Source organism: Roseixanthobacter pseudopolyaromaticivorans, from assembly GCF_043195145.2.
In the GTDB taxonomy this organism is placed as follows: Bacteria; Pseudomonadota; Alphaproteobacteria; order Rhizobiales; family Xanthobacteraceae; genus NCEH01.
In genome coordinates this window covers 3,382,337-3,396,280 of sequence record NZ_CM195539.1, presented here as the reverse complement: position 1 = coordinate 3,396,280, position 13,944 = coordinate 3,382,337, and the positions used below count along the sequence as shown (strand labels likewise).

Below are 13,944 nucleotides of genomic sequence, written 5' to 3'. Positions count from 1 at the left end.
ATCCGACGATCTCAGCTCCGAAACCGCGCCGCACCATAGTTGCGCCAAAATGGGGTGTCAAGGCGAAGGCGACTATATATAAGTAATTGATATATATGTTGAAAACGCGTTGTGCGACATCGTGGCCAACGCGTTCAACTCACCTCGCGTAACCTCTCAGCCGCCTGGAGATCCACCGAGACGAGCCGGGAAACCCCCCGTTCCGCCATTGTGACCCCGAACAATCGATCCATATGCGCCATGGAAATGGGATTATGGGTGATGACGAGAAAACGCGTGTCCGTCAGGCGCGTCATTTCGTCCATCAAGGCGCAGAACCGCTCCACATTGGCATCATCCAGCGGCGCATCCACCTCGTCGAGCACGCAGATGGGGGCGGGATTCGTCAGGAACACGGCGAAGATCAGCGCCATGGCGGTCAGCGCCTGCTCGCCGCCCGAGAGCAGGGAGAGCGTCTGCGGCTTCTTGCCGGGCGGCTTGGCGATGATGTCGAGCCCGGCTTCCAGCGGGTCCTCGGCGTCGGTCAGCACCAATTGTGCCTCGCCGCCGCCGAACAGCGTGTCGAACAGCTTTCGGAAATGGCCGTCCACCACCGTGAAGGAGGCCTGGAGGCGTTCGCGCGCCTCGCGGTTCAGGCTCTGGATGCCGGCGCGCAGGCGCTTGATGGCCTCGATGAGGTCGTCGCGCTCGCCCGCCAGATTGCCATGCTGGCCCTCGGCCTCCTGAAGCTCCACCTCGGCTCGCAGGTTCACTGCGCCGAGCCGTTCGCGGTCGCGGCGTGCCCGCTCCAGCGCGGCCTCGATCGTAGCGAGGTCCGGGAGCGGCGCGCCGGGCTCCAGCCCGGATTGCACGCGCGCTGATTCGGGTGGGCCTTCGAGGGCGTCGGCGATCTCGCGCATGAGATCGTCGCGGCGCTGGCGCAGGGCGTCCAGCCTCGCCTCGGCGCGCGCATTCTCCTCGCGCGCGGCCGACATTGCCTCGAGCGTATCGCGGGCGGCGCGGTCGGCGGCGGCCTGGGCGGCCTCGCCTTCCACCAGGCGATCGGCCGCGGCGCGGCGGGCGGCTTCCGCCTTTTCCAGCTCGCTCATGAGGATGCGGCGCTGGCGGCCGAGTTCAGCGGGGGCGTCTTCGCTCTGCTCGAGCGCCTCCTGCGCCTCCGCGCGCCGGGCTTCTAGGGCCGCGATGCGCTCGCCGGCGCCGCCGGCCCGCTGGTTCCAGGACCGCTCTTCGGCGGCGATCGCTTCGAGCCGCCGGACGCGGGCGGACCGCTCGCGCAGCAGAGCGGCGTGCGCGGCACGGGTTTCAGCGAGCGCCGCGCGCGCCTGCGCCGCCTGGGCGCGGGCTTGGGCAAGAGCGGCCTCCACCAAGGCTGGCGAATCGAGCGCTGCGAGCTCCGCTTCGGCACGGCGCTGGGCCTCCTCGGCCTCCTCGCGGGCGGCGGCGATGCGGGTGCGCGCTTCGCGCAGGGCGGAGAGGCGCGCCATATGTTGGGCGGCCTTGCGTTCAGCGGCGGCTTCCGCCTCGCGCGCCAGATCGGCGGCGCGCTGAGCGGTGCGCCGGGCCTCGCGCGCCTGGACCTCCTGCGCGGCGGCGGCCTTGAGCCGGGCTTCCTGGGTCACGAGGGCGGTGCGCGCGGCATCGAGGGCGGCGCGGGCGTCCTCCACCTCGGCGCACAGATCGGCCAGGCGGTTGCGCTCGGCCAGCCGGCGGGCGGCGGCGGTCGGGGCGTCGGCGGCGGCGAGAACGCCGTCCCAGCGCCAGAGATCGCCTTCGCGGGAGACCAGCCGCTGTCCCGGTTTCAGGGATTTTTGGAGCCGCGCCCCCTCCGCCCGCGCCACGATGCCCACCTGGGCGAGGCGCCGAGCGAGCGCGGGGGCGCCGCGCACATGGGCGGCAAGCGATTCGGCCTCGGGCGGCAAGGCAGGATCCAGCGCCGCGAACTCCGCCCCGGCCCAGCGCGCCGGAGCCTCGGCCGCGACCGGCAGGTCGAGATCGTCGCCAAGCGCCGCGCCGAGGGCGATTTCATAGCCCTTGTCCACCTGCAGCAGGTCGGCGACGGGCGGAAAGCGGGCGTCCGAAGACTGCAGCAGCTTTTCCAGGGTGCGCGCCTCGGCGTCCAGGCGGCCGAAGGCGCGCTCCGCTTCGGCGGCGCCGGGGCGAAGGGCTTCCAGCGCGCGCCGCGCGTCGGCCTGCTCGGCCTCGGCTTCGAGCGCCGATTCTTCCGCCGCCTCCAGCCGTTCGCGGGCGATCAGCGCGTCCTCGCGGCGGGCGTCCAGCATGTCGGCGCCCGATTCCTTCATCAGCCGCTGTTCCTCGGCATCGACGGAGGCGCGTTCAGCGGCATTGCGTAGAAGGCGCGAGCGGATATCGCGCAGGCTGTTGTCCAGGGCCGTGCGGCGGGCGCCGAGGTCGGCGAAGCTGGCGGTCTGCGCCTCCAGCATCTCCTCGGCCTCCGCGAGGCGGGCTTCGGCCTCGCCCAGGGCGTCGGCGGCCTCGCTCTCCTGCATCGCGGCGTCGGCCTGCTCGTCGCTGAGCTGAGCGGCCTCCTCCGCGAGGCGGGCGAGCACACCCGATGCGTCGGCGGACAAAGCGTCCTCGCGCACCATGTCCTGCGTCAATTGGGCGAGGCGCCGCTCCAGATCCTGCCGGCGGGCGGCAATGCGGCTTTCCTCCTTGTCCAGCTCGCCGAGCGCGAGCGTAAGACGCTGGAGCGCGGCGGCGGTCTCCACATCGGTCTGGCGCAGGGGCGGCAGTTCGTGCGCAGCGATCGCCTGAAGGCGCGCCGCCTCCGCTTGGGCACGGGTGCGCTCGGCGCTTTCGCGCACCGCGGCTTCCAGCGCCCGCTCCCCCTCCGCCAGGATGCGCACCACCTCGCTCCAGCGCAGCCAGAGCAAGGTCGCTTCGTTACGGCGGATCTCCTCGGCCACCGCGCGATAGCGCACCGCCTGCTTGGATTGCCGGCGCAGGCTCTCCACCTGGGCCGACATCTGGGTGATGACATCGTCCAGCCGCAGCAGATTCTGTTCGGCCGCCTTCAGGCGCACTTCCGCCTCGTGCCGGCGGGCATGGAGCCCGGCGACCCCGGCGGCCTCTTCCAAGATCCGCCGGCGGGCGGCGGGCTTGGCGCCGACGATCTCGCCGATCTGCCCCTGCCGCACCAAAGCGGGCGAGCGGGCGCCGGTGGAAGCGTCCGCGAACAGCAGGTGCACGTCGCGGGCGCGCACGTCGCGGCCATTGATTCGGTAATGCGAGCCCTGGCCGCGATCGATCTTGCGCACCACTTCGAGATGGTCGGCATCGTTGAAGCCGGCGGGCGCGGTGCGGTCGCTATTGTCGAGATGCAGCACGACTTCGGCGGTGTTGCGCGCCGGCCGGCCCGTGGTGCCGGAGAAGATGACATCGTCCATGTCGTTGGCGCGAAAGGCCTTGTGCGAGCTTTCGCCCATCACCCAGCGCATCGCCTCGACCAGATTGGATTTGCCGCAGCCGTTCGGTCCCACCACCCCGGTGAGGCCGGGCTCGATCAGCATGTCGGAGGGCTCGACGAAGGTTTTGAAGCCGACGAGCCGTAGGCGGGTGAATTTCATTATGGGGCGGTTTTGCCTATCCCGGTGGCCTGGGTCAAATACCGTGCCCGTCCCGCGCCGCCAGGGCAAGGCGTGCCACACCCGGCCGGGCTTGCAAGCGCGATGATCCACAGCCTGGAGGTGCGCGCTGACGCTGGGGAGGGCGCGATGCGCGATTTGGTGGGCCGCAAGCATGGCGGCGCAGGGAATTTGAGGCTAGAAGCTCAGCGGATGGCGATTGCGTCCCGCGCGAGAGCGCCCATCTAAGGGCGGAGCGAGACCAAAAGAGTTTTCGAGGACAGACACATGCTGTTCAATCAAGCAGGCGCAGCCAATGGTGCGGCTGCTGGCGCCCTGGGCGCCGGCGACGATCTGGTGACCGAGACCACCACCCAGACCTTCATGGCGGACGTGATCGAAGAATCCAAGCGCCGACCGGTGCTGGTGGATTTCTGGGCCCCCTGGTGCGGCCCTTGCAAGACCCTGGGCCCGATCATCGAGAAATCGGTGAAGGCCACCAAGGGCAAGGTCAAGCTGGTCAAGATGAATATCGACGACCACCCGGCCGTTGCCGGCAAGCTTGGCATTCAGTCCATCCCCACCGTTTATGCCTTCGTCAACGGTCAGCCGGTCGACGGCTTCATGGGCGCATTGCCGGAAGGACAGGTGAAGTCCTTCATCGAGCGCCTTCTCGGTGGAGCCGTGAACCCGGATGCCGCGGAACTGCTCGCCGCCGGCGAAGCGGCATTGGCCGAGGGCGATGCCGCGGGCGCGGCGGACGTGTTCGCCCATATCCTGTCCGAGGATCAGGAAAACCTGAAGGCGCTCGGCGGCTTCATCCGCGCGCAGGTGTTGGCCGGCGCCCTGGAAGAGGCGAAGGCGACGCTCGCCAGCATTCCCGCCCCACAGCAGAGCGACAGCGCCATTGCGGCCGCGAAGGCGGCGCTGGATCTGGCCGAGCAGGCCGCCGCGCTGGGCGACGCCGCCCCGCTGGAAGCCAAGGTGAACGCCGACCCCACCGACCATCAGGCGCGGTTCGACCTGGCCGTGGCGCTCAATGCCAAGGGCCTGCGCGACCAGGCGCTCGCCCATCTGCTGGAAATCGTCAAGCGCGACCGCGCCTGGAACGAGGACGGAGCGCGCAAGCAATTGATCCAGTTCTTCGAGGCCTGGGGGCCGACGGATCCGCAGACGGTCGCGGGCCGCAAGAAGCTTTCCGCGATTCTGTTCGCTTAAGGGACGCGCGTGGCCAAGCATCGCTCCTATCATTCGCCGGCGGACCTGCCGGCGACCTTGCCGGTGTTCCCGCTCTCGGGAGCGCTGCTGCTGCCGCGTGCCGAGCTGCCGCTCAACATTTTCGAGCCGCGCTATCTTGAGATGATCGACGACGCGCTCGCGGGCGAGCGGCTGATCGCCATGGTCCAGCCCGACGAGAGCAAGCCCGAGGGCCCCCACGGGCCGGCCCTGTTCCAGGTTGGTTGCATCGGCCGCATCACCCAGTTCAGCGAGACCGGCGACGGGCGCTATCTCATCACCTTGTCGGGCGTCTGCCGCTTCAAGGTGGGCGCGGACCTCGATGTCACAACGCCGTACCGGCAGATTGCCGTCGACGCGACCGCTTATGCGGACGATTTCAACGAAAGCGCCGGCGAGGACGAGGTGGACCGCACGGCGCTGCTCGCCGCGCTGGCCGCGTTCTTGGAGGCGAACCAGCTGGAAGCCGATTGGGACGGCATCCAGCAGGCAGGCACGGAGACCTTGGTCAACGCGCTTTCCGTGATGTCGCCTTATGGCGCGCTGGAAAAACAGGCGCTGCTGGAAGCGCAGGACCTGAAGGCACGCGCGGAGATGCTGGTTGCCATCACCCAGATGATGCTCGCGCGCATGCCGGGGGACGGCGAGGCGCCGCTCCAGTAAGGTATGCGGCCAAGCCGTCCGGCTAGGGTTCGACCGCGAAGCGCAGCCGTCCCGCCGGCGCCAGCGTGTCGAGATCGAAGGTGCGCACCTCGACCGCGCCGCCCACGTCCAGCGTCACGACCAGAAGCTTGTCCGCCACCGCCGTGGAGACAATGCGCGCGCCTTTCGGCAAAGCGGCGGTGATATCGCTGGCCTTCGCGCCCTTGGCGCGCAACATGCGATAGCCGATCACACCGAAAACGGAGGCGACCCCGAGCATCATGATGAGCCCAGACACCAGGGAAAAGCGCCGCACTTTCTTCAGCACGCGCTCCTGGGCGGGTGAGAGTTCCTCTTGAGGTTCGGGATCGGGTGAAGTGAAAACCATGAACAAGCCTGACTGGGTGGATGAAGACGCCGTTCTCGAGGCGCTGGACGAGGCTTCCGATGGCGAGATCGACCATGAGGTCGTCGTGCCTGTGGAAGACGCGGACGCGCGCATCGACCGCGTGCTCGCCGCCCGGCTCGACGGGCTGAGCCGGACCCGCATCCAGCGCCTGGTGGCGGAAGGGCGCGTGACCAACGGCGGGCGAGTGGTAGGAGACGTTTCCGAGCGGGTCAATGCCGGCGATGTCTTGCGCCTGCGCGTGCCGGCGCCCGAACCCGCCGAGCCGGTGCCCGAGGCGATGGATCTCTCCATCGCCCATGAGGATGATCATCTGATCGTCGTGGACAAGCCGGCGGGCCTCGTGGTCCATCCCGCGCCCGGCCATTGGTCCGGCACGCTGGTGAATGGCCTGCTGCACCATTGCGGCACCAGCCTCTCGGGTATCGGCGGGGTGCGCCGGCCCGGCATCGTGCATCGGCTGGACAAGGACACCTCCGGCCTGCTGGTGGTGGCGAAGAACGACGCCGCCCACGCGGCGCTTTCCGCCCAGTTCGCCGATCACGGCCGCACCGGCCCGCTGGACCGCGCGTATCTCGCCTTCGTCTGGGGCGTTCCGGCCCAGCGCGGGACGGTGAACGCCCCCATCGATCGGCACCCGTCCAGCCGCCAGAAGATGGCGGTGCGCACCGGCGGCCGCGAGGCGGTGACCCATTGGGAGGTGCTGGAAACCTTCCTCGATACCGCAGGCTCGCCGGTGGCGAGCCTGGTGGAATGCCAGCTGGAGACCGGGCGCACCCACCAGATCCGCGTCCATATGGCCCATGTCGGACACCCCCTGCTGGGGGATGAGGTCTATGGCCAGGGCTTCCGCACGAAGGCCGCACGCCTCGCGCCGGACGCGCGGGCGGCGCTTTTGGCCCTGGACCGGCAGGCGCTGCACGCCACCCGCCTCGGCTTCGCGCACCCGGTCGGCGGCGAGACGCTGACCTTCGACAGCCCGCTTCCATCCGAATTGGCATTGCTTTTGGAAAAGCTCTCGGCGTCGTGACGGGATCGAAGCTAGCCGCGGGGCGTTAGAGCCTATATGGTTCGCGGTTGCGGTCGGCGAAAGCGGCCGCGCATGTGGTCGCTTGCGCTTGAGGGCCACGACATCAAGGAGGCCGCCTATGGCCCGGTCACAACACGTGCCCATTCCCTCGGCTGAGGGGGGGCTGACACGCTATCTCGAAGAAATCCGCCGGTTCCCCATGCTGGAGCCGCAGCAGGAATACATGCTTGCCAAAAGCTGGCGCGAGCATGGAGATCGCGATGCCGCCCACAAGCTGGTGACCAGCCATCTGCGCCTCGTGGCGAAGATCGCCATGGGCTACCGGGGCTACGGCCTGCCCATATCCGAAGTGATTTCCGAAGGCAATGTCGGCCTCATGCAGGCGGTGAAGCGGTTCGAGCCCGAAAAGGGCTTCCGCCTCGCGACCTATGCCATGTGGTGGATCCGCGCCTCGATCCAGGAATATATCCTGCGCTCGTGGAGCCTCGTGAAGATGGGCACCACGGCCGCGCAGAAGAAGCTGTTTTTCAACCTCCGCAAGGCCAAGAGCCAGATCTCCGCCCTGGAAGAGGGCGATCTGCGCCCCGATCAGGTGAAGCAGATCGCCACCAAGCTCGGCGTCACCGAGCAGGACGTGGTGGACATGAACCGCCGCCTCTCGGGCGATGCTTCCCTCAACGCGCCGCTGCGCGAGGAAGGGGAGGGCGGCGGCGAATGGCAGGACTGGCTGGTGGACGACCACCTGGACCAGGAAAGCGTGTTCGCCGAGAGCGAGGAGATGGAGAACCGTCGCGGTGCCCTGGCCGGCGCATTGAGCGTGCTCAATGACCGCGAGCGCCGCATCTTCGAGGCGCGCCGCCTCTCCGAGGACCCGGTGACCCTCGAGGAACTCGCGGCCGAGTTCGGTGTCTCGCGCGAGCGGGTGCGCCAGATCGAAGTGCGGGCGTTCGAGAAGGTGCAAAAGGCGGTGGTCGACCGCGTGCGCACGCTGGAAGAGCCCGAGGTCGAGAACGCCTGAGGCGGACCGGCCGACGAGCAGGCGCGCGAAAAGCGTCTGCTCGAGAGTACGCCCATGCCGGCCGCGCGCATCGCTGGCTTATTGACCCACCGATAGCGTTTGGCCTCGCCGTGGGACGGAAAATCCGCCGCAGCCGGCCACCCCCCTTAACCTGATCTCAACCCGCCGCGGTGCATCATGGCCCCATGACGCGCGGCGTATTCAGGTATCTCGTAGCCCCGCTCGTCTGCGTGGGGCTCCTGTCGGGCTGTCGTTTCGACTTGTTCGACCGACGGGAGCCCTGGCGCGCCGAGGCGGAAGAGAAGTGCCTGGCGGAAAAGGGCGCGGTGCCATCCCCCTTCCTTGAGCCCATGTCGGAAATCGACGGCGCGGGCGCGTGCGGCATGGACCATCCGTTCCGGGTCTCGGGCCTCGAGGATGGCTCGGTCTCCGTGGAGCCGAAGGCGACGCTCGCCTGTCCCATGATCCGCGATCTCAACCTATGGCTCGCCGAAGTGGTGCAGCCTGCGGCGGTGGCCTGGCTGGGCCAGCCGGTGGTGGGCATCCGCCAGATGTCGTCTTATTCATGCCGGGGCATGAACGGGCAGATCGGCGCCAAGATTTCCGAGCACGCTTTCGGCAATGCGCTGGATGTCGGCGCTTTCGTGTTCGCGGATGGGCGCGAGATTACGGTCAAGACCGGCTGGAAGGGACCGCAGGAGGCGCGCGGCTTTCTGCTTCAAGTGCAGGCGGGGGCCTGCGAGGTGTTCACCACCGTGCTCGCCCCGGGCTCGAACGTTTTCCATTATGACCATATCCATGTGGACCTGATGCGGCGGAACAACCCGCGCCTCATCTGCAAGCCCGCGCCCCGGCCCATGGCGCCGCCGCTCATGGTTTCGGCGCCACAACCGCCGGTGCAGTTCGGCGGACGGTCCGAGGGCCAGCCCATGGGCGGGCCGGTGCCACAGGCGCAGCCGGGATACGGCGCGCGCGCCCCTGGCGAGCCCATGACAATCGCGCCCCAGGGCACTCAGCCGCCGCTGCCGGAACGGGCGCCGCCGGGCTACGGACAATCGCGGCCCGCAGGCAACGGGCAATTGCCGGCCTATAGTCAGCAGCCTTATGGCGCGCCGCCGCCGGGCTATCCGCCCTATGGGGATCCCGTGCAGCGCGTGCAGCCGCCCGGCGGGGTCTATCAGCCCAACGCGCCCCGGCCCCCCGGTCCCATGTCCTATGGGCCGACCGGTGCTGGCGATCCGCAGGTGACAGGCTCGGTGGCGAACCGGAAATATTATTCCCCCACCTTCCCGCAGGCCTCAACCATCCCGCTGCCCCAGGCCCGTCCCGGCGAGGATTAGGGCGCGCCTGGCCCCTGCGCGCGCAAAAGAAAGCCGCCGTCGCGCGGGGCGGACGGCGGCTACAGTTCTCGTCTCAGCCTGGTTTTCGTGCCGGCCGCACTCCCACATTGCGCGGCCGGGATGGCGAATTATTCCGCCGCTTCCGCCACCGCCTGGGGCTTGACCCAGCGCAGAACCGGGGCGCGGGCGGCGCGCGTCTCGTCCAGCCGGCGACGCGGGGCATAATGGGGCGCGCCGAGGAAGCGCTCCTTCTCGCCCGCCTTCGCCGCCATCGCCAGATCCCGCAGGGTGGCGATGAACAGATCGAGCGAGGCCTTGGATTCGCTCTCCGTCGGCTCGATCAGCATCGCGCCGTGCACCACCAGCGGGAAATAGACCGTCATGGGGTGATAGCCCTCGTCGATCAGCGCCTTGGCGACATCCAGCGTGGAGAGGCCGGTGCCCTCCAGCCAGGAATCGTCGAACAGGGCCTCGTGCATGGCCGGGCGCGTGGCGAAGGGCGCGCTCATCACATCCTGGAGGCTGGCGCGGATGTAGTTGGCGGAGAGCACCGCGTCCTCCGCGGCCTGCCGCATGCCGTCGGCGCCGTGGGACAGCATCCAGGAGAGCGCCCGCACGAACATGCCCATCTGGCCGTGGAACGCGCTCATGCGCCCGAGCGCCTGCTCGGCGCCGGCCTGCCCCTGCTGTTCCACGAGGCGCAGGCCGTCGCCGTCCGCGACCAGCGCGGGGGCAGGGGCGAACGGCGCGAGCGCCTTGGAGAGCACCACCGGCCCGGCGCCCGGCCCGCCACCGCCGTGCGGCGTGGAGAAGGTCTTGTGCAGATTGATGTGCATGGCATCGACGCCGAGGTCGCCGACCCGCACCTTGCCCAGGATGGCGTTGAAATTTGCGCCGTCGGCATAGAAATAGGCGCCCACCGCATGCACCGCCTCGGCGATCGCCACCACGTCCGGCTCGAACAGGCCGCAGGTGTTGGGATTGGTGAGCATGATGGCGGCGACGTCCGGCGAAAGCGCCTTCTTCACCTCCTCCACGTCCACGGTGCCGTCGGCGCGGGCGGGAATGGATTTCACCTGATAGCCGAGCAAAGCGGCGGTGGCGGGATTGGTGCCATGGGCGCTTTCCGGCACCACCACGGTGGTGGGCTTGCGGCCGTTGGCTTCATGGGCAGCTTTGATGGCCATCATGCCGCACAATTCGCCATGCGCGCCGGCCTTGGGGGTGAGCGCCACCGCATCCATGCCGGTGAGGGTGAGAAGATAGCGCGAAAGCTCCTTCATCAGCCCGAGCGCACCCTGGACCGTGGACACCGGCTGCAGCGGGTGGATGTCCGCGAAGCCTGGCAGGCGGGCCATGCGCTCGTTGAGGCGCGGATTGTGCTTCATGGTGCAGGAGCCGAGCGGAAACAGGCCGCTGTCGATCCCGTAATTCATGCGCGAGAGCCGCACATAATGGCGCATGGCCTCCGGTTCGCTGAGGCCGGGCAGGCCGAGCGGGGCCTTGCGCTCAAGCCCGCCGAGGCGGGGCGCGAAGGCGGCCGGCTCGTCCAGATCGACGCCAGTCACCTCCTGCCGGCCGATCTCGAACAGCAGGCCCTCTTCCAAATCCAGCGCCCGGTTGCCGGTGAAGGTGGCAGGGCCGATTTCGCTCGCCGATTGAGGCGCCGTCGCGCCGCGTCCTTCGCGATTCATGCCAGCACCTCCTTCAGCGCGGCCGCATAGGCGGCGCGGTCTTCGTCCGTGGATGTCTCGGTGGCGGCCACCAGGATCAGATCGTCAAGGCCCGCATCGGGCGCCAGCCGGGAATAAGGCACGCCGCCGAGGATGCCCCGCGCCGCCAGTTTCTCCACCACGTCCGCCGCATTGCCGGCGACGCGGATGGTGAATTCGTTGAAGAAGCTCTCGTTGAGCACGGCGACGCCGTCGAGGGCGGAGAGCCTGTCGGCGAGGTTGCAGGCGGCGGCATGGTTGATGCGGGCCAGCCGCGTCAGCCCCGACTCACCCAGCAGCGAGAGATGGATGGTGAAGGCCAGCGCGCACAGGCCGGAATTGGTGCAGATGTTGGAGGTCGCCTTCTCGCGACGGATGTGCTGCTCACGGGTGGAGAGGGTGAGCACGAAGCCGCGCCGGCCTTCCGCATCCACCGTCTCGCCGGCGAGGCGCCCCGGCATCTGGCGCACGAATTTCGCGCGCGTGGCGAACAGACCCACATAGGGGCCGCCGAAGGTGAGCGGGTTGCCGATGGACTGGCCTTCCCCCACCACGATGTCCGCCCCTTGCGCACCGGGCGGCTCGACGAGGCCGAGCGAGACGGCTTCCGTGAACACGGCGATCAGCAGCGCCCCGGCCGCATGGGCCTTTTCCGCGATGGGTTTCAAATCCACCAGATTGCCGAACACGTCCGGGCTCTGCACCACCACGCAGGAGACGGTCTCGTCGATGGCCGCGAGAATGTCGTCCGGCCCGCAGGGTTGGGGCGCCAGGCGCAGCAGCGGCACTTCCGCATAATGGGAAACGGTGGCGATGGTCTGCGCGTAATGAGGGTGCAGATTGCCCGCCAGCACGGCCTTGCCGCGCTTGGTCACGCGGTGCGCCATCAGCACCGCTTCGGCGGCAGCGGTCGAGCCGTCGTACATGGAGGCGTTGGCGACCTCCATCCCCGTGAGTTCCGCCACCTGGGTCTGGAACTCGAACAGATATTGCAGTGTGCCCTGGGCGATCTCGGGCTGGTAGGGCGTGTAGGAGGTGAGGAATTCCGAACGCTGGATCAGGTGATCGACGGTCGCCGGCACATGGTGGCGATAGGCGCCGGCGCCGACGAAGAACGGCACGGAGCCCGCTGGCACGTTGCGCGCGGCAAGGCGGGACAGGGCGCGCTCGACCTCCAGCTCACCCTTGCGGCGAGGCAGGTCGGGCAGTTCGGCGAGAAGCTTGTCCGCGGGAATGTCGGCGAACAGAGCGTCCACCGATGGCACGCCGATGCGTGCCAGCATTTCGGTGCGGTCTTCGGGTGTCAGGGGGAGATAGCGCATGATGCGTTTGCCTCGCCGACGTGCACGGCCGCGTCAGCCCGCGGCACCGTGCATGTGCGGCCGTTGGGGTGTCAGGCGTGCGTCTCGACGAAGGCGGCATAGGCCGCGGCATCCATCAATTCGTCCAATTCGGCGGGGTTTGAAAGCTTGAGCTTCACGAACCAGCCGGCGCCTTCCGGATCCGCATTGACGGTATCGGGAGCGGCTTCCAGCGCCTCGTTGACGGCAATCACCTCGCCGGAAACCGGGGCATAGACTTCGCTCGCGGCCTTCACGCTCTCGACGACCGCGGCTTCCTGAGACTGCTTCACGACCTTGCCAATGGCCGGAAGCTCTACGAACACAACGTCGCCGAGCTGGCTCTGGGCGTAATCGGAGATGCCGATCACCGCCACGTCACCGTCGAGCCGGACATATTCATGGTCCTTGGTGTAGCGCACGTCACTCATGGTCAGGCCCCCTTCTGTTCGCTCTTACGGACGTAGCGCTGGGCCACGAACGGGAATGTGACGACGGTCGCGGGCAGGTTCTTGCCGCGCACGATGATGTCGAGACGCGTGCCCGGCGCCGCCAGGGCGGGCGGCACATAGCCCATGGCGATGGGCGCGTTCAGGGTGGGGGCGAAGCCGCCGGACGTGACCGTGCCGACCACACTTCCGTCCTTAGCGATTTCGGCGCCCTCGCGGGCCGGCGCGCGCCCCTCAAGGCGCAGGCCGACGCGTACGCGCGCCGGGCTTTCGGCAAGCTCGCGCTGGATGCGCGCGGCGCCGGGAAAGCCGCCGCCCTCCCGCCGCCGCTTCTGGATCGACCAGACCAAGGCGGCTTCGACAGGCGAGGTGGTGGGGTCGATGTCGTGGCCATAGAGGCACAAGCCCGCCTCCAGCCGCAGCGAATCGCGCGCCCCGAGGCCTATGGGCTTGACCTCGGGCTCGGCGAGCAGCGTGTTCCACACGGTGACGGTGGAGCTTTCGGGGATGGAGATTTCAAACCCGTCCTCGCCGGTATAGCCGGACCGGGAGATATGGACGGGAATGCCGTCGAAGGTCGAAGGGCCGGCGGCCATGAAGTCCAGCGCGGCGCCTTCGGGGGCATGGCGCGCCAGCACGGCAGCGGCCTCGGGACCCTGGAGCGCGAGGAGCGCGCGGTCGTCGAGCCGTTCCAGCGTCACGCCGGCGGGCAGGCGGGCGGCGATATGGGCATAGTCCGCCTCCTTGCCGGCGGCGTTCACCACCAGCAGCAAGGTGCCGTCCTCTTCCGCCGCGCCGGGGCGGGTGACCATCAGGTCGTCGAGGATGCCGCCATCGTCCGCCATCAGCTGGGAATAGCGCTGGCGGCCGAGTTTTAGATTGAGGATGTCGGCGGGAATCAGCGTTTCGAGCGCGGCGGCCGTGGTCGCATGGTCCGGCCCGACGAGCTTGGCCTGACCCATGTGGGACACGTCGAACAGGCCGGCGTGGGTGCGGGTCCAGGCATGTTCCGCCAGGATGCCGTCGCGATATTGCACCGGCATGTCATAGCCTGCGAACGGCACAAGGCGGGCGCCGAGCGCCGCATGGGCGCCGTGCAACGGCGTCGTCAGAAGGGGAAGATCGGTCTCGGGCTGTGCCATTCCGGTTCCTGGGGTCGCGCCAAAGTCATCGGACCTTTCGGCCCG

11 protein-coding genes are annotated in these 13,944 nt (G+C 68.7%); 5 read left to right on the top strand and 6 right to left on the bottom strand.

Features of this window, described 5'->3' with window-relative positions; all coding sequences use genetic code 11:
- Positions 1 to 134: 134 nt before the first annotated feature.
- Positions 135 to 3,587 carry a chromosome segregation protein SMC gene (smc, locus tag V5F68_RS16080; protein ID WP_394014039.1) on the bottom strand — a complete coding sequence of 1,151 codons (3,453 nt, stop codon included), beginning with the start codon at positions 3,585 to 3,587 and terminating at the stop codon, positions 135 to 137.
- Positions 3,588 to 3,872: 285 nt separating this feature from the next.
- Here smc and trxA point away from each other — a divergent pair, with 285 nt between their 5' ends.
- Positions 3,873 to 4,802, top strand: coding sequence for a thioredoxin (trxA, locus tag V5F68_RS16075; RefSeq protein WP_394014038.1), 930 nt, complete (start codon positions 3,873 to 3,875; stop codon positions 4,800 to 4,802).
- 9 nt (positions 4,803 to 4,811) lie between these two features.
- Positions 4,812 to 5,483, top strand: coding sequence for an LON peptidase substrate-binding domain-containing protein (locus V5F68_RS16070; RefSeq protein WP_394014037.1), 672 nt, complete (start codon positions 4,812 to 4,814; stop codon positions 5,481 to 5,483).
- Positions 5,484 to 5,505: 22 nt separating this feature from the next.
- On the opposite strand, the gene V5F68_RS16065 is transcribed toward V5F68_RS16070, so the two are convergent.
- A complete protein-coding gene (locus tag V5F68_RS16065) occupies positions 5,506 to 5,850 on the bottom strand; it encodes a hypothetical protein (RefSeq protein ID WP_348844434.1) in 345 nt (114 codons plus the stop codon).
- On the opposite strand from V5F68_RS16065, the gene V5F68_RS16060 reads away from it, so the two are divergent.
- The 3 genes from V5F68_RS16060 (at position 5,849) to V5F68_RS16050 (ending at position 9,256) form a co-directional block, all read left to right on the top strand.
- A complete protein-coding gene (locus V5F68_RS16060; RefSeq protein WP_394014036.1) occupies positions 5,849 to 6,898 on the top strand; it encodes an RluA family pseudouridine synthase in 1,050 nt (349 codons plus the stop codon). The two genes, V5F68_RS16065 and V5F68_RS16060, sit on opposite strands and share 2 nt — an antisense overlap.
- 118 nt (positions 6,899 to 7,016) lie before the next feature.
- Positions 7,017 to 7,916, top strand: a complete 900-nt coding sequence (gene rpoH, locus V5F68_RS16055; protein WP_348844436.1) for an RNA polymerase sigma factor RpoH — start codon at positions 7,017 to 7,019, stop codon at positions 7,914 to 7,916.
- Between the two features lie 185 nt (positions 7,917 to 8,101).
- Positions 8,102 to 9,256: an extensin-like domain-containing protein gene (locus V5F68_RS16050; RefSeq protein WP_394014035.1), complete on the top strand. Its 1,155-nt coding sequence runs from the start codon at positions 8,102 to 8,104 to the stop codon at positions 9,254 to 9,256.
- A 128-nt stretch (positions 9,257 to 9,384) separates the two neighbouring features.
- On the opposite strand, the gene gcvPB is transcribed toward V5F68_RS16050, so the two are convergent.
- From gcvPB to gcvT, 4 genes are all read right to left on the bottom strand, one after another.
- Positions 9,385 to 10,950 (bottom strand): aminomethyl-transferring glycine dehydrogenase subunit GcvPB, encoded by a 1,566-nt coding sequence (gene gcvPB, locus V5F68_RS16045; protein ID WP_394014034.1) that lies wholly within the window; start codon positions 10,948 to 10,950, stop codon positions 9,385 to 9,387.
- Positions 10,947 to 12,290 (bottom strand): aminomethyl-transferring glycine dehydrogenase subunit GcvPA, encoded by a 1,344-nt coding sequence (gene gcvPA / locus V5F68_RS16040; RefSeq protein ID WP_394014033.1) that lies wholly within the window; start codon positions 12,288 to 12,290, stop codon positions 10,947 to 10,949. The genes gcvPB and gcvPA overlap by 4 nt, the downstream gene beginning before the upstream one ends.
- A 71-nt stretch (positions 12,291 to 12,361) precedes the next feature.
- On the bottom strand, positions 12,362 to 12,739 hold the full coding sequence (gene gcvH / locus V5F68_RS16035; protein WP_394014032.1) for a glycine cleavage system protein GcvH: 378 nt from the start codon (positions 12,737 to 12,739) through the stop codon (positions 12,362 to 12,364).
- Between the two features lie 2 nt (positions 12,740 to 12,741).
- Positions 12,742 to 13,899 (bottom strand): glycine cleavage system aminomethyltransferase GcvT, encoded by a 1,158-nt coding sequence (gcvT, locus tag V5F68_RS16030; protein ID WP_394014031.1) that lies wholly within the window; start codon positions 13,897 to 13,899, stop codon positions 12,742 to 12,744.
- Positions 13,900 to 13,944 lie beyond the last annotated feature (45 nt).